Raw genomic sequence first — 19,284 nt, forward strand, 5'->3', positions numbered from 1 at the left:
AACCGGTCCGGTCACGAGCCGTCGCCCTTGAGCGCCCGGGTGACGCAGGAACCCTCCGCTCCGGCGGTCCGTCACGCACTATCGGGGTTAACAATTCCCGCACATGGTTGACAAATATCTGTACTGGGTTCCGTTTGCTTCGCCGGTCGACTCTCGCATGCTTATGACCGCCGCTCCACGTTTCTCATGTGGTGCGGAAATGGTCGTCACCTATGCGAAGGGTGGAATACAGTACGGGTTACACCGCCGGGCGCGACGTCATTGTCGCCATGAGCGGCGGCACGAACAAGGCCGCGGATGCCGGGCTGCCGGTGGTCGACGTGTCGCCCGGCCTGGACTACGGAAAGCTGCAGTGCGAATTCGTGCAACGCAACCCGGAATGGCATTGAAGCCCCGGGAAAAGCAGGACGATGATTCCGATGCCGGCGAATTTCAATTCGGCAGCACAGCTCGGCTGTTCGCCGAGGTCAGCGCGCCGACCGTGGACCGGACGATCGAACTGGCGCGGCGCCGGCGCCCGGACGTCGTGCTGTACACCCCCGTGCACGGCACCGGCCCGCCGGCCGCGGCCGCGGCCGGCGGACCTGCCGTCATGCACATCTTCAACATGGTGCTCGGTGCGGAGATGACCTCCGCCATCGCCGACGGGATGCCGCACACTACGGGCGTCATGGGCTCAGTTCGGACAACGTGAAGCCTGCGGCCATCCTGGATGGGGCGCCGCCGAGTCCGCGCGCGACTCAGCCGGTCAGTCGGTCCACCCCTGACGGCCTCGATGCAGCAAGTCGGCGCAGGGCGGGTGCATGAGCCTTTTGCGGAGGATCATGGATAAAAGAACGGAATACGATGGATGAGGATCATTCGGGTCATCGCTCGATGATTGCCAGGGGAGCGACAGATGGACACCTTGGACGCACTCATGCGGAGGACTGAGCCGTCGGCTCTTTTGACCCTTGACGGCACCATCCGCTCCCTCAACGCCTCGATGGCCACGACGCTGGGTAGGCCGCCGGAGCAGTGCGTAGGTCATGACTTCCTTGGCGTGCTACCTGATAGCCAGCGGGCCGCGGCCGAGAATCTGCTGACGCACGGGGCCACGACGAAGACGGTCGCGATGCGTGTGCTGCAGTTCCCGGGGCCGGGCAGCGCGCACGTGGTCAGCCTGGTCGAGGCCCGGCCGGCGGAGGATCTCGCGGGTGGCCATCGGCTGGTGTGGGTGCACGTGGTGGACGCGCGCAACGACCTGGGCAGTCTGCTGATCCCGTTCCGGCTGGCGGCCGCGGCTGCAGACCTCGGCCTGTGGATGTACTCACCCCAGGATCACCAGCTGGAATGGCTGGGTGGCGCACCCGCCCTGGCCGCGCCGTTCCCGGAGGCCTCGGTCCCCTTGTCCAGTCTGGTCGGTCGAGTTCACCCGGATGACCGGGAGGCCTTGGGACGGATCATCCACTCGACCACCGCCCAGTCCCCCTGGATCAGCTTGCGGTTCCTCACCGAGCAGGACGGATGGCACCATGTGGCCTGCCAGATCCATCGGATCCAGCTGGGCTATGACGGCCCTGAGCAGGTCTTCGGGGTGTTCCGCGACGAGACCCGGCTCGAGGAGGGCCGACAGAAGGTGCTGGCCGCGGTGAGTGCGGAGCGGCTGCGTGCCGACGAGATCGCCGCCTTCGCCTCCGCCCTGATCACCGCCGCCACCGAGCAGGAGTTGCAGCAGGTCGTCCTGGCAAGGGTCGCCGCGACCTTCGGCGGCACGGGCGCCTTGCTTGCCCTCGTCGACGACCGGACGGGGCTCCTGCGCGTCTCCTCCGATGCCAGCGTCGACCCGCGGCAGATCGCCGCCATGGACGGCCTGTCGCTGGGTGATCCGCTACCGCTGACCTGCGTGGTCCGAACCGGCACGCCGCAATTCATCCCCAACCAGGAGGAGTTCATACGCCGCTGGCCGCAGGCAGTCTGTTTTCCGTGGATCGACTCCTTTGCCGCCATATCGATCACCTCCCTCAGCCCGGTCGGCGACCAGCCTGTCGGTGCTTGGGCGGTGACCTACGACAGCGAGCACCATTCGTCCCCGGACGAGCGCGCCCTCATGAGTACTCTGGCTGACCTGGCAGGTCAGGCACTCAAGCGCACCCGATTGCAGCAAGCCCGCATCGAGCTGGCCACGGCGCTCCAAGAGAGCATGCTGCCCACGCTGCCGGAGCATCTCCCGGGGCTGGAGATCGCCGCCCGCTACCGGCCCAGCCGGGACGGACTCGATATCGGCGGGGACTGGTACGACGCCTTCGTGATGCCCGACGGCACGGTGGCCCTGGAGATCGGCGACAGCCAAGGACACGATGTGGATGCCGCCGCCTTCATGGGGCAGGTACGCGCCTCCATCCGCGCCATCGCCCCCCACGAATCGAAGCCGGGAACCGTGCTGACGCGTACCAACGAGCTTCTCGTCACGATGGACGCGGCACGATTCGCCAGCTGCACCATGCTGTACTTCGATCCACGCGACGGACGGGTCGTCGGCGCCAGCGCAGGCCATGTGCCGTTGCTGTGTGTACGCGAAGACGGCAGCCGCGACATCCGCGAGCTGCCGGGCGGTCCGGTGTTGGGAGTCCTGCCCGGCACCGACTACCTCGAGGAGACCTTCACGCTGGAGGAGGACACCGCGCTGATCATGCTCACCGACGGCGTGGTCGAAGGGCCGGGCCTGACGCTGGACGCCGGACTGGAGCGGGCCGGAACGCTGGCCGCCCAAGCCCTCCACGACGGGCTGAACGCCGACGCGACCGCTGAACGAATCCTCGACGCCGCGGTCGCGGTGGACCACCTCGACGACGTGGCCGTGCTGGTCATCAGGCGCACATGACGGCGCCCTTCGCTTCGCGCTGCGGGACCACGCAAGTGAGGAGGAGGCCTTCCCCGTACGCAGAAAGTGCCTTCCTGCTGGGACGACAGAAGCCTTGGATAAGTCCTGTCGTCCCAGGTCAGAAGGCACTTTCTCGTCTCCGCTCGTGATCCGGACGCCACGGTGGTCCTACTGCCTGCTCCGTGTCACGCCCCAGCTGCGACGTGGCTGATCGACCGGCGGTCGGCGAACTGGCTACGCCACACAACCTTGAGAAGTCGATCCTCGTGCAATTCCAGAGAACCAGCCGCAAATCCACCTGGGGGCGGTCAAGCAGGCCTACCTCGGCCATGGCCTACTGGTCCAGGTACTGGCAGGCCCCCTTTCCCATCACTGAGTAATGACCGATGCAGGCTTCGGAAGAACGCAGGTTGATCCTCATCGACGCGGAACCGGCGATGAGGTCGTCAACGCGGCCACGGGCCGACGCCTGGACGACAGCAAGGCATTCGGCTCCCCGCCGGCCCCGCCGCCGGCGGGGTCATGCGGGCCCACCACCTGGGCCCCGACCGGAGACAGTCTGTGGGCCCACCGGGCGTGGGCCGGTGTGGGGAGCTCGCGATTGACGTGGAAGGCGAACCGGTGCCGGGCGCATGGCGCCTGCTCCCTCGAGACTTCCTCGACGGCCCGCTTTCGCAACAATGAATCAGGGCACTGAGGTGATCCCGAATCCGTTTTTTAGTCGCCAGGATTATATTCGGAAAGCATCTGTTTACTCGACGCCACTCGCTGGTCCGACGGTATGCGGGGCGGCCCCGCTTTGCGTTTTCCGGGCGACTGCTCCAAGGACTCCCTTTATCGCTGACAGGGAGCGGCTTATGTGGCCGCATTGCTCCAATGCTGCGGCTTGCTGGGATGACGCGCCGAGGCTAGTGTCTCGTGATTCCGTCAGCGTTACTTGATCTCGCGTGGCTCGTTCTCTTGGCATGGAGCTCTCTGTGGAACAGGCCGCCGAGTTGCGGGAGTTGGTCAACAGTCGGGACGTGCCCGCGGATATAGCCATGCGGGCCCGGATCGTCCTGTGGTCGGGCGAGGGACGTCGGCGCAAGGACATTGCCGAGCTGCTCGGGGTGTCGCTGCCGACCGTGGACCGCTGGAAGACCCGTTATGCCGAGCACGGGTTGGCCGGCCTGGAAGGCGACCGGCCCGGCGGGGCCCGGGAGCAGGTTCCGGCGCGGATTCGAGCTCGGGTGATCGCGCTGACGCGCATGACGCCGCCGGCCGTCACCGGTCTTTCGCATTGGTCCACACGCGAGCTGGCGAAGTATTTGAAGCGGACCGAGAACGTCACCGTGTCCTGGCACTACGTTGCGCGGATCTGGCGCGAGGAGAATCTCAAGCCGCACCGCAATGGCACCTTCAAGATTTCGAAGGACCCTGCGTTCGCGGACAAGGTCGCCGATGTCGTCGGCCTCTACCTCGCTCCGCCGGGCGGCGCGGTCGTGCTGTCCATCGACGAGAAAACGCAGGTCCAGGCGCTGGACCGGACCCAGCCGGTGCTGCCCGTCACCTTCGCGGCCACCGAGAAACGCACGCACGACTACGTCCGGCACGGCACCACGAACCTGTTCGCCGCACTCAACGTCGGCACCGGCGAAGTCATCGGCGAGTGCAAGCCGAGCCGGAACGGCAAGAACTTCCTGGCCTTCCTGAAGAAGGCGGTGAAACCGCACGGGGGCAAGGAGATCCACGTCGTTCTGGACAACCTCTCCACCCACACCACGCCGGAGGTGAAGGCATGGCTGGCGAGTAATCCGCACGTCCACTTCCACTTCACCCCCGTCGGGTCTTCCTGGATCAACCAAATCGAGACCTGGTTCGGAATGCTGACCCGCCAGTCGATCCGCCGCGGCACGTTCTCCAGTGTGAACGTCCTGATCAAGCAGATCCGTGACTACATCGACTCCTGGAACTCCGAGGCCAGACCGTTCACCTGGACCGCAACTGCCGAAGAGATCCTGACGAAGGTCCGACTCGTCCAGACCAACGTCAAGAAACTCGTCGCAAACAACTCAAAGTGATGCAAACGGAATCACGAGACACTAGCCTCAACATATGGCCAAGGCGTCGCCCGGTTCAGGTGACAACAAGGAGCTGAGCGAATTTCTGCGCTCGCGGCGCGCCCGGGTGACTCCTGAGCAGGCCGGGGTCACGCCCGGGGCGAGTCGGCGTGTTCCGGGACTCCGCCGCGAGGAGGTTGCGCTCTCGGCCGGATTGAGCGCGGACTACTACATCCGTCTGGAACGCGGACGGGTGGCCAACGCCTCGGAAGCGGTGTTGGAGGCTGTCGCCCGGGCTCTGCGGCTGGATGATGTAGAGCGCGCGCATCTGTTCAACCTGGCCAGGCCGCAGTCCGTGGCGAGAGTGAGCCGGCCCGCCGTTCCGCGGCGAGTGCGTCCGGGTGCGTACGCGCTGCTTGAGGTTCTTCGGGATGCCCCTGCCATGATTCTGGACGGCCGTATGGACGTCCTTGCTCTTAATCGGATGGCTCGCGCGATATTTGTCGATTTCGAGGCCAGGCCGGCCCGCGAGCGTAATTTGGCGCGATTTGTGTTTCTCGACCCTGCGGCGCGTGAACTATTTATTGACTGGGACATGGCCGCCCGCATGGTCGTTACAGGTTTGCATCTGTATGCGGGTCGGCATCCGAACGACCCGCAACTGGCCGAGCTGATTGATCAGCTGTCGGCCGTGGACGAAGACTTCCGCCGATGGTGGGCCGCGCACGATGTGGAGGAATTTTCCCACGGCACCAGACACTACCGGCACCCACTGCTCGGCGAAGTCACCTTGAACTATGAGACCCTCATATTTCCCGGTGACCCGGACCACTGGTTGTTCGTGAGTACAGCTCAACCCGGCTCCCCGTCTTCTGAAGCCTTGCGCACCCTCGCCGGCCGGATCGGTGACCTGGACACCTCGGTACATGCAGGTTCCGCGAGCGGTTCCGAGCGACTGTCTGACCGTCAGCTCCAAGTCCACCGGGAAAAGGGTTGACGTCTGACGGTCTACCGCCGATCCCTCCCTGCGACGGCCACGGTCACGTGCGCCGGCAGGGAGGCGGTTACGATGGAGGGTTGGCCGCCATCCGGCAGGCACCGTTCGCGGCGCCGCCCGGCACGCCGGCCCCGGTCAGGGCACTCACACAGCCTTGCAGGTCACCGTGCACACCTTGGGTGCACGCCGTTCCGACAGTGTCCGAGACTTCGACGCCCGCCTGCTGGACCATGTTCGTGCAGGCCGGGATGTCCGCGTGGGCAGCGGGTGCGGCGAAGGCCACGCCGCCCACTGCGAGGGTCAGACCGGTGAGGATTCCGGCTGTACGGGCCGACGTGCGCATGGGAGCCACCTGCTCTCAAGGGTTGGTCGGGGACTCGCGGATTCAACGCCGAGCAGCGGACGCGGCCGGTGTACAAGTACGGTCCCGGGCCCCCGCACCCGTCGGCTCGGCAGGACCGCCCCTTCTCCGTCCGACGCTAGAACAGTCCGCCGCCGCGCGCACTCCGGCCCGGTGGCGGGACACTCCCCGGCCGGTTTCGTGAACACATTGCGACGGAGAAACTCAAGCCTGTGATCTGCTCTTCCCGGGGGAGAACCGGTGGCCTGCTCTCGGGGTCGGTATTCCGGCGGGCCTGGCGGACTACGCGCAAGGAAGTCCTCGCCCCCGAGGAGTTTGCTTCGCCGCTCGGCAAGCGGGCCAATGTGCGAATCTTCGCAGCACTCATGCTCGGTCAATGAGGTGGAACGCAGTTATTGCCGCATGTGTATATGAGCCTATCTCTTCCGCCGGTGTCGGACTTTCTCATAACCGTGCCTTAGGGCGCAGGAACCCACCCCTATGAGCTGAAGGGGCATCATGTCTGTTCGCACGTCGGTCAGGCGCGTCGCTCAGGTCGCCAGGCGGAATCGCCAACGCAGGCGTCCAGTTGACGGTCCGGGACAGCAACATCAACGACAACATGGCGGGTGATGGTGGTGGGATCGTCAATCTCAGCGGCATCGTCAACCTGATCCGCACCAACGTCAATAGCAACGCGGCCACAGACGGAGTAGGCGCCGGCGGCATTCTCAGGACCGGCGGCACAGTCAGCCTCAACAGCAGCCGAGTCCGCGGCAACGTGCCGACGAACTGTGCGGGCACGGTACCCGGCTGTACCGGTTGAACCGATGCCGCGCCAGAGCCTCCCAGCTTCTGGCGCGGCACCGTCTTGCAGGGGTGGACCATTTAACCCCCCGCCCTTACAAGCAAAATGCTCAGCCGCAGTTGCAACTCGCTGCCGTCGCGGCCGTTTCGGTGTTCTGGCTGGTGCAGCAGCCGTTGCCGGTGGTGTTGGGGTCGGCGCTCTTGCCGAGGGTGTCGTCGTCGGCCTTGACCACGTAGACCTCCCAGGGCTCCTTGCCGGGGCCGTGCACCCAGACCTTGTCCTGGAGGGCGTAGCAGCAGGATGTGTCGTTCTCCTCGAAGGTGGCCAGGCCGGCGTCCTTGAGCCGGGCGGTGGCCGCGTTGACCTTGTCGGTGGACTCGACCTCGACGCCGAGGTGGTCCAGCCGGGTCTCCTCGCCGGGCTCGCCCTCGATGAGTACGAGCTTGAGCGGGGGCTCAGTGATGGCGAAGTTGGCGTAGCCCTCGCGCCGCTTGGCCGGTTCGGTGCCGAACAGCTTCGAGTAGAAGGCGATCGACGCCTCCAGGTCGCTGACCCGCAGGGCGAGCTGAGCACGGGACATGGCAGGGCTCCCATCGGCTTGGATTGATGCCTGTCGATGCAACCTTGCGACTTGGATCGAAGGATGTCAACATAGAAGCATGTCGAAGCAAGAGCTTGTGGTGCTCGGACAGAGCGACGAGAACGGCGCATGCTGCCCCGGGCTGGTGACCGCACCGCTGGACGAGGACCAGGCGGCGGAGCTGGCGAAGCTGTTCAAGGCGCTGGGCGACCCCGTGCGGCTGCGGCTGCTGTCGTTGATCGCCTCGCGGGCGGGCGGTGAGGTCTGCGTGTGTGACCTGACCCCGGCCTTCGACCTGTCCCAGCCGACGATCTCGCATCACCTCAAGCTGCTGCGGCAGGCCGGTCTGATCGACTGCGAGCGCCGGGGTACGTGGGTCTACTACTGGGCGCTGCCGGCCACCCTCGACCGGCTCGCCGCCTTCCTGGAGACATCGCAGACGGCCGAGGCAACCGCATGACCGCGTCGCTGGGACGGCGGGCCCTCGCCGAAGCCATCGGCTCGGCCGCGCTGGTCGCAGTGGTCGTCGGCTCCGGCATCCAGGCAACCGAGCTGTCCAGGGACGTCGGCGTGCAGCTGCTGGCCAACTCGCTGGCCACCGTCTTCGGGCTCGGCGTGCTCATCGCACTGCTCGGGCCGGCCTCGGGTGCGCACTTCAATCCTGTCGTCACCCTCGTGGCCTGGTTCACCGGCCGCCGCAGCGGGGATGGGCTGACCGCGCGGGACGTCGCCTTGTACATCCCGGCCCAGATTGCGGGCGCCATCGCCGGTGCCGTCCTGGCCGACGTCATGTTCGGCAAGCCGCTCGTGCAGTGGTCCACCCATGACCGCTTTGCCGGTCACCTGTGGCTGGGCGAGGTGGTCGCGACCGCCGGACTCATCCTTCTGATCTTCGGACTGGCCCGCACCGACCGGGCCCATTTCAGCGCCGTGGCCGTGGCGTCCTACATCGGTGCGGCGTACTGGTTCACGTCCTCCACCTCGTTCGCGAACCCTGCGGTCACCATCGGCCGTGCCTTCACCGACACGTTCGCCGGCATCGCCCCTGGCTCGCTCGGCCCGTTCATCGCGGCCCAGTTGGTCGGTGCCGCGCTCGGGCTGGGGCTGGTGTTCGCGGTGTTCGGACGCCCGGCACCCGCACGCATCAGCACCGCACTGCTTCCAGGCGAACCCGAACTCGCCGCCCCGACGATCCCCTGACCAGCCCGCTCCCGAGAGAGACACCCGCCATGAACACCCCCGCTGAACGCACGTCCGTGCTGTTCGTCTGCGTCCACAACGCCGGGCGCTCCCAGATGGCCGCCGCGTTCCTCACCCACCTTGCGGGCGGCCGCGTACAGGTACGTTCCGCCGGGTCCACGCCCGCCGACACGGTCAACCCGGCCGTCGTCGAAGCGATGGCGGAGGCAGGCATCGACATCTCTGCCGAGGTGCCCAAGGTGCTCACCGTTGAAGCCGTTCAGGCCTCCGACGTGGTCATTACGATGGGCTGCGGCGACACCTGCCCGGTCTTCCTGGGCAAGCGTTACCTCGACTGGGAGCTCCCCGACCCGGCCGGACAGGGCGTCGACGCCGTTCGCCCCATACGTGACGAGATCGAGAAGCGCATCCGCGGGCTGCTCGACGAGATCGCTTCTGTGAGTCAAGCGTGAGTGTGCCAGGCAGAGTTCGCATCGTGGCCATGGGCGCCGAGCACGCCGCCGCGGTACCGGTGATCTAGCAATTCGGCATCGACGAAGGGAACGCCACGTTCGAAACGGCTGCACCCAGTTGGTAACAGGTCGATGCCGCCAAGCTGCCCGGACACCGGTACGTCGCCGTCGACGAGGCAGGCAAGGTGCTGGGCCGGGTCGCAGCCGTGCCGGTGTCCGACAGGTGCCTCTACGCCGGCGTGGTCGAGCACTCGGTGGACGTCCGCCCCCACGCCCGCGGCCGAGGAACCGGCACAGCCTTGCTGACCGCTTTCATCACCTCGACCGAGGCGGCGGGCATCTGGACCATCCAGTCAGGCATCTTCCCCGAAAATGGGAGCAGTCTCGCCCTGGTCGTCTTGATCGAACGCCGCAGCTCTGCAATCGCGTGGCCCGTGCCAGTGATCTTGCGCGTGACCTCCCTACCGCCGGAGGGCCCGATCAATCAGGTGCCGACTCAGAGCCGGCCCGAACCAACCGAAAAGCCCCCTCCTTGTGGCGGAACCGCAGGTAGGGAGCTTCTTCAGTGTGGGTTACTTCTTCTTGCCCTGGGCCTTGCCGGGGATCTTGGTGACCTGCCAGACCAGGCCGACGGCTCTCCTTGACTGGGTCCGGCGCCGGCCACGCGGAGGCAAGCGTCTGCACGCCTTCTTCGCCACGCTCTACTACTGCGGTCCGCGTCCCGAGGAAGCCGTGGCCATGCGGGTGAAGGACGTGACGTTGCCCGCCCTCGGTGCCGACGACCAGTGGTGTGAGCTGCTGATTCACACGGCGACACCGGAGGTCGGCAAGCAGTGGACCGACTCGGGGAGGATTCACGACGAGCGCGATCTGAAGGGTCGTGCCGAGGTGGAGACGCGCGCCGTGCCGGGGCATCCCGCCCTGACGCGCATCCCGCGGCAGCACATCGAGGACGAACAGCTTCAACCGGGTGACCTGCTCTTCCAGGGGGAGACGGGCGGCATCCTCGCCGGCTCCGTCCTCCGCCGGGCCTGGCCCGGCGCACGCAAGGTGGTGCTGCCTCCGCACGTCTTCGAGTCGCCCACGGGGAGGCGCGTGTACGACAACCGGCACACGCGCCTGACGAAGTTGCTCAACGACGGGATGCCGCCCGCGCAGGTGGCGGACTGGGTCGGCAACAGCGTTCCCGTGCTGCTGGCCACCTTCGCCCGGTGCGTCGAGGGGCAGCTTCCTGATCTCAAGAGGCGGCTCGAAGCTGCGGGGGATCTCCCCGAGCTGCCGGATGCCGGCTGACTGTTCCGGCCGAAAACTTCGACATGTATGCGACAGGGCCACCCGCAGAAACCCGGTGACAGCCGGACAGCGCCGGACCCTCCCCACCGTGACCCGGTGACGGTCCGGCGCTTACGCGTTCGCTACAGGGCCCTCGCTACCGTGCCATGACGAGCAAAAAGGCCCTCCCGAGGGAGGGCCTGATGTCGTACGGGCAAAGTGCCCCCGGCAGGACTCGAACCTGCGGCCAAGCGCTTAGAAGGCGCCTGCTCTATCCACTGAGCTACGGGGGCCGGGTGGTGGCCTCGGCGGCCTGGAGCCCTGGGGCCGGGCCGGTCCGTGACCTTGCCGGGACAAGGATAGGGCTCCGATCGCCTCGACCCGGTTGCCTCACCTGCGTGGCACGATGTGTAGGTTCGGTGAAGCGAACCGATAATCGCAGGTAGGCGTGGCTCGCGCATCGCTTTTGACGCCTCGCGCCCCGGGTGTTGTGCACTCGTTATGCCTGCGCCCCACTCGCCCCCTCTGTCCCGACGGCGCAATCGGCGCGCAGAGGTGGCTATACGCTTCAAAAAGGCGCCAAAATTGGGCATTCTTCGCATGTGGTGACCATGGACGTACGGCCTCAGCTCATCGACGCACTTTCCGCCCTGCGCGACCGTGTCGCCGCCGTGCGTCTCCCACTCCCGCTCCCCGGGGTGACACGCGCCCGGCAGACCAGGGTCGAGCTGCTCGCACAGCTCGACAACTACCTGCTTCCCCGGCTCAAGGATCCCGAAGCGCCCGTGCTCGCGGTCATCGGCGGATCCACCGGCGCCGGGAAGTCGACGCTCGTCAATTCGCTCGTGGGGCGTCGGGTCAGTGAGGCCGGGGTACTGAGGCCGACCACCCGGATCCCCGTCCTTGTCTGCCATCCGGATGACCATCACTGGTTCGCCGGGGGCAGGGTGCTGCCGCAGCTGACCCGGGTCTGGCTGCCGCCGGTGGAGTTCTGCGACGAGCCCGACGGGCTCGACGACGGTACGGAGGAGGACGGGACCACGCTGCGGGTCGAGACCGCCGCGAGTCTGCCGCGTGGACTCGCGCTGCTCGACGCCCCCGACATCGACTCGCTCGTCGCACGGAACCGGGTGCTCGCCGCCGAACTCATCTGTGCCGCCGACGTCTGGGTCATGGTGACCACGGCCTCCCGGTACGCCGACGCGGTGCCGTGGCATCTGCTGCGTACCGCGAAGGAGTACGACGCCTCGCTCGTCACCGTGCTCGACCGGGTACCGCACCAGGTGATCGGCGAGGTCTCGCGGCAGTACGGGGCGCTCCTCACCAAGGCGGGACTCGGTGAGGTGCCCCGGTTCACCATCCCGGAACTGCCCGAGTCGGCGGGCGGCGGCAGCGGGCTGCTGCCCACCACCGCGGTTGCCCCGCTGCGCGCCTGGCTCAGCCACCGCGTACAGGATCCGGCGGCCCGTCAACAGTCGGTGGGGCGTACGGCGGTCGGGGTCATCGACTCGCTGGACGTACGGATGCCGGAGCTGGCCGGTGCCGTCGCCGCGCAGCACGCCGCGGCCGTGCGGCTCACCGGCGTGGTCGAGGACGCCTACCAGAAGGAGGGTGCACGGGTCCGGGGGCGGGTGGAGAACGGTGGCGTGCTCTCCGGGGACGCCCGTACCCGATGGCGCGGATACCCGCACTACAGCACGTCCGAGGAACTTCTCGAAGCGCTGGTGGACAGCCTCGCCGCGCTGCTGCAGTGCGCCGTGGCCGCCGCCGACGAACAGATCCGGACCACCTGGCAGCGCGAACCCGCAGCCGGTGTGTTCGGGTTCGGGAACGCGGGCCGGGAAGCCGGGGGATGGGGTCCCGCCGAGGATGTCCGGGGCCGGATCGCCATGGCCGTACGGCGGTGGCGACGGGTCCTGGAGGAGCTGGCCGAGGAAGAGGTGCGCCGGCTGGAACGCAGCGCCGCACCCGACGCCGAGACGGTGGCCGCGCTGCTGGCAGCCGCGCTGCTCGGCGGCCGTCGTGCCCGCAGCGCCGGGGAGCAGCTCGCCGAACGCATCGGAGCCCGGGGCGCGCTGCGGCTGCGCGACAAGGGCGGGGCGCTGCTGACCAGTTACCTCGACCGGGTGCTGGGCAGTGAGCGCGACCGGCGGCTGGCGCCGCTCGACGCGCTCGACGTGGCCCCGGAGCCGCAGGCCGAACTGATTGCCGCGCTGTCCGTACTGCAGAAGGAGAGGTGGCAGCGTTGACTGCCGTCACTGACCAGGATCACGGCCAGGAACAGGGCGAGGCCGGTGGCGTCGTCGTATGCCAGGGCCGGCACGTCCCCACGTCCGAGGGCCGGTGGGACGACGGGCTCATCGCCCGGCGCGCAGCGGTCCTCGCCAAGGATCCCGAGGACCCCGAGGCCGCCCCCGACGACGACGCACGTCCCCAGGTCGAGGCGTACGTACCCGCCGGCAGTCTGCTCCGGCCGCGGCTCGACGCGCTGCGCGAACTCGTCGGGCTGTCCCGGGCCCGCCTCGACGCGACCACGCTCGCCGAGGCGGGGCGCGTACTCGACGAGGCCGCCGCACGACAGCGGCTCTCCTCACGGCACACCGTCGTCGCCATTGCCGGGGCGTCCGGCAGCGGCAAGTCGATGCTCTTCAACTCCCTGGCGGGCGCACAGATCTCCGAGACGGGGCTGCGCCGGCCGACCACCGCCGCGCCCCTGGCCTGTTCCTGGACCGACGGCGCCGCTGGACTGCTGGACCGGCTGGCCATTCCGGGACGGCTCAGGCGCAGGCCGCAGCAGGGCGGTACGGAGGCGGACGAGGCGCTCCAGGGGCTCGTCCTCGTCGATCTGCCCGACCATGACTCGGCAGCGGCCGGGCACCGCGAGCAGGTCGACCGGGTGCTGGCACTGGTGGACGCGGTGATCTGGGTCGTCGATCCCGAGAAGTACGCGGACGCCGCCCTGCACGAGTGCTATCTGCGACCGCTGGCCGGCCACGCGGAGGTCACGTTCGTCGTCCTCAACCAGGTGGACCGGCTGCCCGGTGACGCCGCCGACCAGGTCCTCGACGATCTGCGCAGGCTCCTCGACGAGGACGGCATGGCGCTCGGCGAACACGGCGAACCGGGCGCCACCGTCCTGTCGCTGTCCGCGCTCACCGGCGAAGGCGTCGGTGAACTGCGTGAACTGCTCGGCCGGTTCGTGCAGGAGCGCACCGCAGCGGCGCGTCGGCTCTCGGCCGATGTGAACGCCGCGGCGGCGAAGCTGCGTCCGGTGTACGTCGCCGAGGGGCGGCCGGGACTCGGGGAACGGGCCCGCGAGGAGTTCGCGGACCGGCTGGGGGAGGCGGTGGGCGCGGCCGCGGCCGGCCAGGCCGCCGAACGTGAGTGGCGCAGGAACGCCGGACGGGCCTGCGGGACGCCGTGGCTGCGGCTGTGGCGGTGGTACGAGTCCACCCGGCGGCCGGGAAGTCCGGACCGGGCGGCGGCAATGCCCGCACCGCCGGAGGAGCAGCTCACCTCCCGGCAACGCGTCGAGCAGGCGGTACGGACGGTGGCGGACGCCGCCGCGGACAGACTGCCGGGCCCCTGGGCGCAGGCGGTCCGAGAAGCCGCGGTAAACGGGGCGACGGGGCTGCCGGAGGCGCTGGACGAGCTGGCCGAGAAGGCCGGAACGGTGGGGCACGGGCGGGCCAGGGGCGCAGGCGACGACGCGGGGCGCGGTACTGCGGCCGCAGTCGGCGGTGGGGGCGTGGTGGCCACCGGCGTGGCCGGTGCCTCGGGTGTGGCGCACAGCGGGCGGGTCGGCGGCAAGCCGCCGAGGCCCGCATGGTGGCCCGCCGCCGTGCTGGCACAGGCGTCCATGACGCTGCTGCAGATCTTCGGCGGGCTCTGGCTGGTCGGCCAGATCATCGGCGTCATCGAACCGGGACTGCTCACGCCCGCGCTGGTGATGCTGGCGGGCGTGATCGGCGGGCCACTGGTCGAATGGTCGTGTGCGGCGGCAGCCCGGGGGCCAGCCCGGCGGTACGGGCAGGAGGCCGAGCGGCGCCTGCGCGAGGCGGCGGCGGCCGTCGGCCGGGCAAGGGTGCTCGATCCGGTGGCGGCCGAACTGGTGCGGTACCGGGAGGTGCGCGAGCGGTACGTGACGGTGACGGAGATTTCCACAACCGGTCGGTAGTACACAGCCCTCAGCAGGATCCCCGCCTCCCCTTCAGCATGAGATCAGTGACCGCGCGGCAGCGGTCACGGAGCCGAAGGGGAGGCGGAGGCATGAACGAGACCGTGGTGACACTGGTGGGCAATGCGGCGACCGGGGTGGAGTTCCGGGAGACCGCGACCGGGGGAATGGCGCGATTCCGGATCGCCGTGACGGCCCGCCGCTGGGACCGGGAGCAACAGCTCTGGACGGACGGGCACACCAGCTTCTACACCGTGTGGGCGTGGCGCACACTGGCGGCGAATCTCGCGGGCTCGGTCTCCGTCGGAGAACCACTGCTCGTGCACGGCCGGTTGAAGGTGCGCGAGGAGGAACGGGGCGGACAGCGGCGGACGTCCGTGGACATCGAGGCGGTGGCGGTCGGACACGATCTGACACGGGGGACCGCGGCCTTCCGGCGGGTGCTGCGGGGTGACCCGACGCTGACGGCCCGGCCGGGCAGGAGGGATGCGGCCGCCGCAGCGGGTGAGGCGGCGGGGACGCGCGCGCAGGCGCCGGTGGGAGTGATGACGCGTCAGGAGCCCATCCCCGAGCTGGCGTCGGCGCCGTGACCGCGCTCGAGGGGGGGGCTGAGCGGGGGTCGGCGGGTCGCAAACAGTTCCGGCGATAACGATTCTGATTCGGAATGGTTGTACGACGGTATGACGAAGGACTGCGCTTCGTCGCTTCCTTAGGATTCCCCAGTACTCACGGGGCACTTGAGTCGACTGGCGGGGCAATCCCCACACGCGCATCAGGCGCGGAAGGCCCTGCCCGGAGGGGACATCTGTGTTTTCTGCTTCTTCAGCGACCTTTTCATCGTCCAGCGCGGGGGCGAATCCGCCACGGGGCCGGGGCATTGCCCGGCTGGCCGCATCGGTGGTGGCATCCGGACTCGTCATAGCCGGGGCCCTCGTCGGCGCGGGCACTGCGTCCGCCGACGAGGCGCCGCAGCACCAGGGCGGTGCCACCGCGGTCCTGGACGGGTTGAAGACCTTCGACCGGGCTGTGCTCACCACGGACGGGAAGAAGCAGGAGCTGCCCGCCGGGCTCTTCGAGATGACCGTCGACGGCGGCGGCAAGCTCAAGACGTACTGCATCGACATCCATAACCCGACCCAGGACCAGGCGAAGTACCTGGAGACCCCCTGGAACCAGACGTCGCTCGGCGCCAACAAGAACGCGGGCCGGATCCGCTGGATCCTGGAGCACTCCTACCCGCAGATCGACGACCTCGCGGCGCTCGCCAAGCAGGCCGGCACCGGGCCGCTCACCGAGCGGACCGCCGCGGCGGGCACCCAGGTCGCCATCTGGCGTTACTCGGACAACGCTGATGTCGAGGCCGGCGACAAGCAGGCCGAGAAGCTTGCCGACTGGCTGGGCGAGAACGCCGAGGACGTCGCCGAGCCCAAGGCGTCCCTCGCCCTGGACCCGGCCGCGGTCTCCGGCCGGTCCGGTGAGCGGCTCGGGCCGGTCACCGTCCGCACCAACGCCGGCCAGGTCTCGGTGACCCCGCCCGCCGACTCCGCCAGCGGCGTCAAGGTCACCGACAAGAGCGGCAAGCCCGTCACCGCCGCCGCCAACGGCGCCGAGCTCTACTTCGACGTCCCGGCGGGTGCCGCCGACGGCACCGCCTCGCTGACCGTCCAGGCCACCACCTCGGTGCCGGTCGGCCGGGCCTTCGCCGGAGTGACCAAGAGCCAGACGCAGATCCTGGCCGGCTCCAGCGAGTCCACGGTCTCCGCGACCGCCACCGCGACCTGGGCCAAGAAGGGCGCGATCCCCGCGGTCACCGCGAAGAAGAACTGCGCCAAGGGTGGCGTGGACGTCACCGCGAGCAACGAGGGCGACGAGGCATTCACCTTCGAGCTGGCCGGCATCAAGCACACCGTCGAGGCCGGCGCGTCGGAGACGGTGACCGTCCCGGTCGCCGAGGACCAGGCATACGACTTCACGATCACCGGACCGGGGGGGTTCACCAAGACGTTCAAGGGCGTCCTGGACTGCAAGACCAGCGGCAGCTCCACCGGCGGCACCGACACCCAGACCGTCGACCAGCCCGCCCCGGCCTCCGCGGGCGGCAGCTCGACCGGGACGGGGGGCGACCTCGCCGAGACCGGTGGCTCGAGCGCCACTCCGGTCATCGCGGGCATCGCCATCGCCCTGGTCGTCGTCGGCGGCGGCGCGGTCTTCCTCCTCCGGAAGCGGAAGACGCAGACCGCCGCGGAGTAAACACTGAGTGACACATCGGGGCCACACCGTCACGATGCGCTGATGACAGCCCTGGTACGCCCACGCGTACCGGGGCTGTCGCGTACTGGAAGGCACCCATGGGGCCTACGGTCGGGCGGACGGGTGAGCCGATGCTGACCTTCGGTCCGGTCGGCGTCAGCCAGGGCAAGGTCACACGTCCACGGGCGGGAAGGGCTTCATTGTTCGGTCAGCGCCGCTGACACCTCAGGGTCCAAGGGGACATCGCGCAGCTTGCCGCGCTTGGGCGGCGCGAAGGCGAGCGAACCGCGGACCTTCTTGACCTGCTGCCGGGCCTGCTGAGTCGGCTCGCCGGACGCCATCGCTTGCAGTGTGCGGAGGTCTTCAGCCGGCCTTGGCGATGATGCGATCCATCTCCTCTTGACCGAAAGCCCGCAGAGTCGTGGTACGGACGTTGCCCACTCCGCCGAGCTGTAGGAGTGTCGCGGTGGCGGTTTCGTCGTCGGGCGCCTCGACGACGGCCACGAGGTCGTATGGACCGACGGTCCAGTAGATATTCAAAAGCTTCGCCCCGAGCTTCTGTGCCGATGAGGCGAAGGCCTCGGCGCGTTTCGCAGTGTCCTTGTAGTTTCGGACCCCTTGATCGGTCCAGTTCAGCAACGCGACATACGTCGCCATCTTCTTTCACCTCCATGAGGAAACACATCGTGAGGACAATCCTGGGCATCACGACTGAAGCCTGCACGAGGTGCGCACCTGAACGAGCTATACAAGCGATCACAGGCGGTTGATCACGGTGGTCGGAACGTGCGAGAGGCGCATGCCCGCTCGGGCGGCGTCCAGTGCCCCTCCCGGCAAGCGTTGCCCCGTCGCACCGCCTGGCACGCCCTCCCCCAAGGCCTTAAGGGCCAGCGGGGACCCCCTTCCGCGTCGGCCAAGAGCCCTGGTGGCCTCTTCCCCAAGCTCTCGACTCCGTTCGAGCAGGGGAGACCCCATCCAAGGATTTCCGGCCGCCTTGCGACCGCACGCACCGGACGACGCTCCTCATGGGGCAAACATGGCCGGTCACGGCCCCAGCCGTCAGCTCCCACGCGCGAGCGTCCCATCCGATGTGCGGTGGATCACCAGAGCAGCCGCGTCGTCGAGCTCATCGGAGGCATAGGCCAGCAGGTCGGCCCCGAGGTGGTCGATCAGCGCGCGCGGGGCTGCGGTTGCGAAGGGCCGGATGCGATCGGCGACGGGGTGGAAGGCACCGTCGCGATTGCGGGCTTCACTCACGCCGTCCGTATACAGCAACAGGCTGTCTCCGGTGCCGAACGGGACGACGTCGACGTGGTACCCGCCACCAAGCAGCGCCGCGAGATTGAAGGGCGGAGACGGAGCAGTGGCTTCCAGTTCCCGGACGGTGCCGCCGCTCAGCAGCAGCAGCGGTGGCGGATGCCCGCAGGTGAGGAGGCGAAGGACGGCGCCGTCCTCGGGGATCTCCGCGAGCAGTCCGGTGGCGAAGCGTTCCTCGACCTCGCCGCTCTGGGCGGCGTACCGCTGGATGCTCGTCTCGAGGCGGGCGGCCAGGGTGGGCAGATCGGGTGCGTCGTGGACCGCTTCGCGAAAGGCGCTCATCATGACGGACGCCACGTCCACCGCGGGCAGGCCCTTGCCGCGTACGTCGCCGATCATGAGCCGGATTCCGTACGGGGCGCGCTGGGCCTCGTAGAAGTCGCCGCCGATGCGGGCCTGCGCGGCGGCAGCAAGGTACATGGCGGCCATACGCGTGGGTCCCGGGCGGGACGGCAGTGGCCGCACCAGCGCGCGCTGTGCGGCCTCGTCGACGGAACGGAGGTCGGCCATGGTGCGCTCCCCCATTTGGCGCACATGGCTGGCGTACATGGCCACCACAGTGACCAGGGCGATCGTTCCCATCGTCAGCCATGCCCTCGGCATGCCCAGGGCCCCCTTGTCGGCGATCAGTGCGATGTCCGTGGCAAGGGCAGCCATCCCGATCGTGCAGGTGCCGGCAGGACCCCAGCTCGCGGCCGCCAGAGCCGGTGGACCCACCAGGAACCGATTGAACGGCCAACTTTCCGGGTTGAAAAGGTCCACGATCACGGCTGCGGGAATCAGTGCCGGCGACGCCAGGCGCACCACGGTGAAGCCGAGACCGTGAGCAGGACGGCGGACCGCCCGGTCAGAGGCCACCCGACAGGCTCTCAGGCCATGGCCTTGCGGCTTGCCGCCATCGTGCCCCGTCGGCCACATGCCGGATGGCCCGGACAACGCCGACACGGCGCCACTCGCCCGTCCGGAGTCCGGGCTTCCGATGTACGTAT

The 19,284-nt window shown here is 68.6% G+C and carries 19 protein-coding genes, 1 tRNA gene and 1 pseudogene; 15 read left to right on the top strand and 6 right to left on the bottom strand.

The features are described 5' to 3' along the window. Positions 1 to 221: 221 nt before the first annotated feature. From OG972_RS26625 to OG972_RS26645, 5 genes are all read left to right on the top strand, one after another. Complete coding sequence (locus OG972_RS26625) at positions 222 to 389, top strand: hypothetical protein (protein ID WP_266985525.1); 168 nt, start codon at positions 222 to 224, stop codon at positions 387 to 389. Continuing rightward, positions 380 to 694: a hypothetical protein gene (locus OG972_RS26630; RefSeq protein ID WP_266985527.1), complete on the top strand. Its 315-nt coding sequence runs from the start codon at positions 380 to 382 to the stop codon at positions 692 to 694. The genes OG972_RS26625 and OG972_RS26630 overlap by 10 nt, the downstream gene beginning before the upstream one ends. A gap of 204 nt (positions 695 to 898) precedes the next feature. Next, entirely contained in the window at positions 899 to 2,863 is a 1,965-nt protein-coding gene (locus OG972_RS26635; protein WP_266985529.1) for a SpoIIE family protein phosphatase, read from the top strand. 965 nt (positions 2,864 to 3,828) lie between these two features. Further along, the gene (locus tag OG972_RS26640; RefSeq protein WP_266985531.1) at positions 3,829 to 4,923 is read left to right on the top strand and encodes an IS630 family transposase; all 1,095 of its coding nucleotides are present in this window, start codon (positions 3,829 to 3,831) and stop codon (positions 4,921 to 4,923) included. Between the two features lie 34 nt (positions 4,924 to 4,957). Then, the gene (locus OG972_RS26645; protein ID WP_266985533.1) at positions 4,958 to 5,899 is read left to right on the top strand and encodes a helix-turn-helix transcriptional regulator; all 942 of its coding nucleotides are present in this window, start codon (positions 4,958 to 4,960) and stop codon (positions 5,897 to 5,899) included. 67 nt (positions 5,900 to 5,966) lie between these two features. Here the strand turns inward: OG972_RS26645 and OG972_RS26650 are convergent, their stop codons facing one another. Further along, positions 5,967 to 6,242, bottom strand: coding sequence for a hypothetical protein (locus OG972_RS26650; RefSeq protein WP_266985535.1), 276 nt, complete (start codon positions 6,240 to 6,242; stop codon positions 5,967 to 5,969). Between the two features lie 586 nt (positions 6,243 to 6,828). Between OG972_RS26650 and OG972_RS26655 the strand changes: the two genes are divergently transcribed. Next, a complete protein-coding gene (locus OG972_RS26655; RefSeq protein WP_266985537.1) occupies positions 6,829 to 7,065 on the top strand; it encodes a hypothetical protein in 237 nt (78 codons plus the stop codon). Between the two features lie 91 nt (positions 7,066 to 7,156). On the opposite strand, the gene OG972_RS26660 is transcribed toward OG972_RS26655, so the two are convergent. After that, positions 7,157 to 7,627, bottom strand: a complete 471-nt coding sequence (locus OG972_RS26660; protein ID WP_266985539.1) for an ArsI/CadI family heavy metal resistance metalloenzyme — start codon at positions 7,625 to 7,627, stop codon at positions 7,157 to 7,159. Between the two features lie 79 nt (positions 7,628 to 7,706). Between OG972_RS26660 and OG972_RS26665 the strand changes: the two genes are divergently transcribed. The 5 genes and pseudogenes from OG972_RS26665 (at position 7,707) to OG972_RS26685 (ending at position 10,572) form a co-directional block, all read left to right on the top strand. Then, positions 7,707 to 8,087 carry a helix-turn-helix transcriptional regulator gene (locus tag OG972_RS26665; RefSeq protein ID WP_266985541.1) on the top strand — a complete coding sequence of 127 codons (381 nt, stop codon included), beginning with the start codon at positions 7,707 to 7,709 and terminating at the stop codon, positions 8,085 to 8,087. Next, entirely contained in the window at positions 8,084 to 8,827 is a 744-nt protein-coding gene (locus OG972_RS26670) for an aquaporin (protein ID WP_266985543.1), read from the top strand. The genes OG972_RS26665 and OG972_RS26670 overlap by 4 nt, the downstream gene beginning before the upstream one ends. 29 nt (positions 8,828 to 8,856) lie before the next feature. Next, positions 8,857 to 9,279 carry an arsenate reductase ArsC gene (locus OG972_RS26675; RefSeq protein ID WP_266985545.1) on the top strand — a complete coding sequence of 141 codons (423 nt, stop codon included), beginning with the start codon at positions 8,857 to 8,859 and terminating at the stop codon, positions 9,277 to 9,279. 77 nt (positions 9,280 to 9,356) lie between these two features. Further along, a pseudogene (locus OG972_RS26680) lies at positions 9,357 to 9,671 on the top strand (N-acetyltransferase family protein); the annotation flags it as partial. A gap of 217 nt (positions 9,672 to 9,888) precedes the next feature. Next, positions 9,889 to 10,572, top strand: a complete 684-nt coding sequence (locus OG972_RS26685) for a site-specific integrase (protein WP_266985547.1) — start codon at positions 9,889 to 9,891, stop codon at positions 10,570 to 10,572. A 199-nt stretch (positions 10,573 to 10,771) separates the two neighbouring features. On the opposite strand, the gene OG972_RS26690 is transcribed toward OG972_RS26685, so the two are convergent. Next, positions 10,772 to 10,844: transfer RNA gene (locus OG972_RS26690), tRNA-Arg, on the bottom strand. 318 nt (positions 10,845 to 11,162) lie between these two features. Between OG972_RS26690 and OG972_RS26695 the strand changes: the two genes are divergently transcribed. The 4 genes from OG972_RS26695 to OG972_RS26710 all read left to right on the top strand — a co-directional run bounded on the left by OG972_RS26695 (position 11,163) and on the right by OG972_RS26710 (position 16,978). Next, positions 11,163 to 12,800 carry a dynamin family protein gene (locus OG972_RS26695; protein WP_266985549.1) on the top strand — a complete coding sequence of 546 codons (1,638 nt, stop codon included), beginning with the start codon at positions 11,163 to 11,165 and terminating at the stop codon, positions 12,798 to 12,800. After that, positions 12,797 to 14,728, top strand: a complete 1,932-nt coding sequence (locus OG972_RS26700) for a YfjP family GTPase (RefSeq protein ID WP_266985551.1) — start codon at positions 12,797 to 12,799, stop codon at positions 14,726 to 14,728. The genes OG972_RS26695 and OG972_RS26700 overlap by 4 nt, the downstream gene beginning before the upstream one ends. 92 nt (positions 14,729 to 14,820) lie before the next feature. Then, complete coding sequence (locus OG972_RS26705) at positions 14,821 to 15,318, top strand: single-stranded DNA-binding protein (protein WP_266985553.1); 498 nt, start codon at positions 14,821 to 14,823, stop codon at positions 15,316 to 15,318. A 217-nt stretch (positions 15,319 to 15,535) separates the two neighbouring features. After that, positions 15,536 to 16,978 carry an LAETG motif-containing sortase-dependent surface protein gene (locus OG972_RS26710; protein WP_266985555.1) on the top strand — a complete coding sequence of 481 codons (1,443 nt, stop codon included), beginning with the start codon at positions 15,536 to 15,538 and terminating at the stop codon, positions 16,976 to 16,978. A 197-nt stretch (positions 16,979 to 17,175) separates the two neighbouring features. Here OG972_RS26710 and OG972_RS26715 read toward each other — a convergent pair whose 3' ends face one another. From OG972_RS26715 to OG972_RS26725, 3 genes are all read right to left on the bottom strand, one after another. Further along, the gene (locus tag OG972_RS26715; RefSeq protein ID WP_266985557.1) at positions 17,176 to 17,319 is read right to left on the bottom strand and encodes a hypothetical protein; all 144 of its coding nucleotides are present in this window, start codon (positions 17,317 to 17,319) and stop codon (positions 17,176 to 17,178) included. Between the two features lie 22 nt (positions 17,320 to 17,341). Next, positions 17,342 to 17,635 (bottom strand): GYD domain-containing protein, encoded by a 294-nt coding sequence (locus tag OG972_RS26720; protein ID WP_266985559.1) that lies wholly within the window; start codon positions 17,633 to 17,635, stop codon positions 17,342 to 17,344. Positions 17,636 to 18,037: 402 nt separating this feature from the next. Next, a complete protein-coding gene (locus tag OG972_RS26725) occupies positions 18,038 to 18,952 on the bottom strand; it encodes a PP2C family protein-serine/threonine phosphatase (RefSeq protein ID WP_266985561.1) in 915 nt (304 codons plus the stop codon). Positions 18,953 to 19,284: the final 332 nt, after the last annotated feature.

The organism is Streptomyces sp. NBC_01669 (assembly GCF_026339735.1).
GTDB lineage: Bacteria > Actinomycetota > Actinomycetes > Streptomycetales > Streptomycetaceae > Streptomyces > Streptomyces yanii.

Coding starts and splice junctions, on each gene's coding strand:
- OG972_RS26640 (WP_266985531.1), top strand. CDS start 3,829: ATGGAGCTCTCTGTGGAACAGGCCGCCGAGTTGCGGGAGTTGGTCAAC.
- OG972_RS26630 (WP_266985527.1), top strand. CDS start 380: ATGGCATTGAAGCCCCGGGAAAAGCAGGACGATGATTCCGATGCCGGC.
- OG972_RS26645 (WP_266985533.1), top strand. CDS start 4,958: ATGGCCAAGGCGTCGCCCGGTTCAGGTGACAACAAGGAGCTGAGCGAA.
- OG972_RS26725 (WP_266985561.1), bottom strand. CDS start 18,952: ATGGCTGCCCTTGCCACGGACATCGCACTGATCGCCGACAAGGGGGCC.
- OG972_RS26635 (WP_266985529.1), top strand. CDS start 899: ATGGACACCTTGGACGCACTCATGCGGAGGACTGAGCCGTCGGCTCTT.
- OG972_RS26695 (WP_266985549.1), top strand. CDS start 11,163: ATGGACGTACGGCCTCAGCTCATCGACGCACTTTCCGCCCTGCGCGAC.
- OG972_RS26705 (WP_266985553.1), top strand. CDS start 14,821: ATGAACGAGACCGTGGTGACACTGGTGGGCAATGCGGCGACCGGGGTG.
- OG972_RS26660 (WP_266985539.1), bottom strand. CDS start 7,627: ATGTCCCGTGCTCAGCTCGCCCTGCGGGTCAGCGACCTGGAGGCGTCG.
- OG972_RS26720 (WP_266985559.1), bottom strand. CDS start 17,635: ATGGCGACGTATGTCGCGTTGCTGAACTGGACCGATCAAGGGGTCCGA.
- OG972_RS26650 (WP_266985535.1), bottom strand. CDS start 6,242: ATGCGCACGTCGGCCCGTACAGCCGGAATCCTCACCGGTCTGACCCTC.
- OG972_RS26715 (WP_266985557.1), bottom strand. CDS start 17,319: ATGGCGTCCGGCGAGCCGACTCAGCAGGCCCGGCAGCAGGTCAAGAAG.
- OG972_RS26675 (WP_266985545.1), top strand. CDS start 8,857: ATGAACACCCCCGCTGAACGCACGTCCGTGCTGTTCGTCTGCGTCCAC.
- OG972_RS26665 (WP_266985541.1), top strand. CDS start 7,707: ATGTCGAAGCAAGAGCTTGTGGTGCTCGGACAGAGCGACGAGAACGGC.
- OG972_RS26670 (WP_266985543.1), top strand. CDS start 8,084: ATGACCGCGTCGCTGGGACGGCGGGCCCTCGCCGAAGCCATCGGCTCG.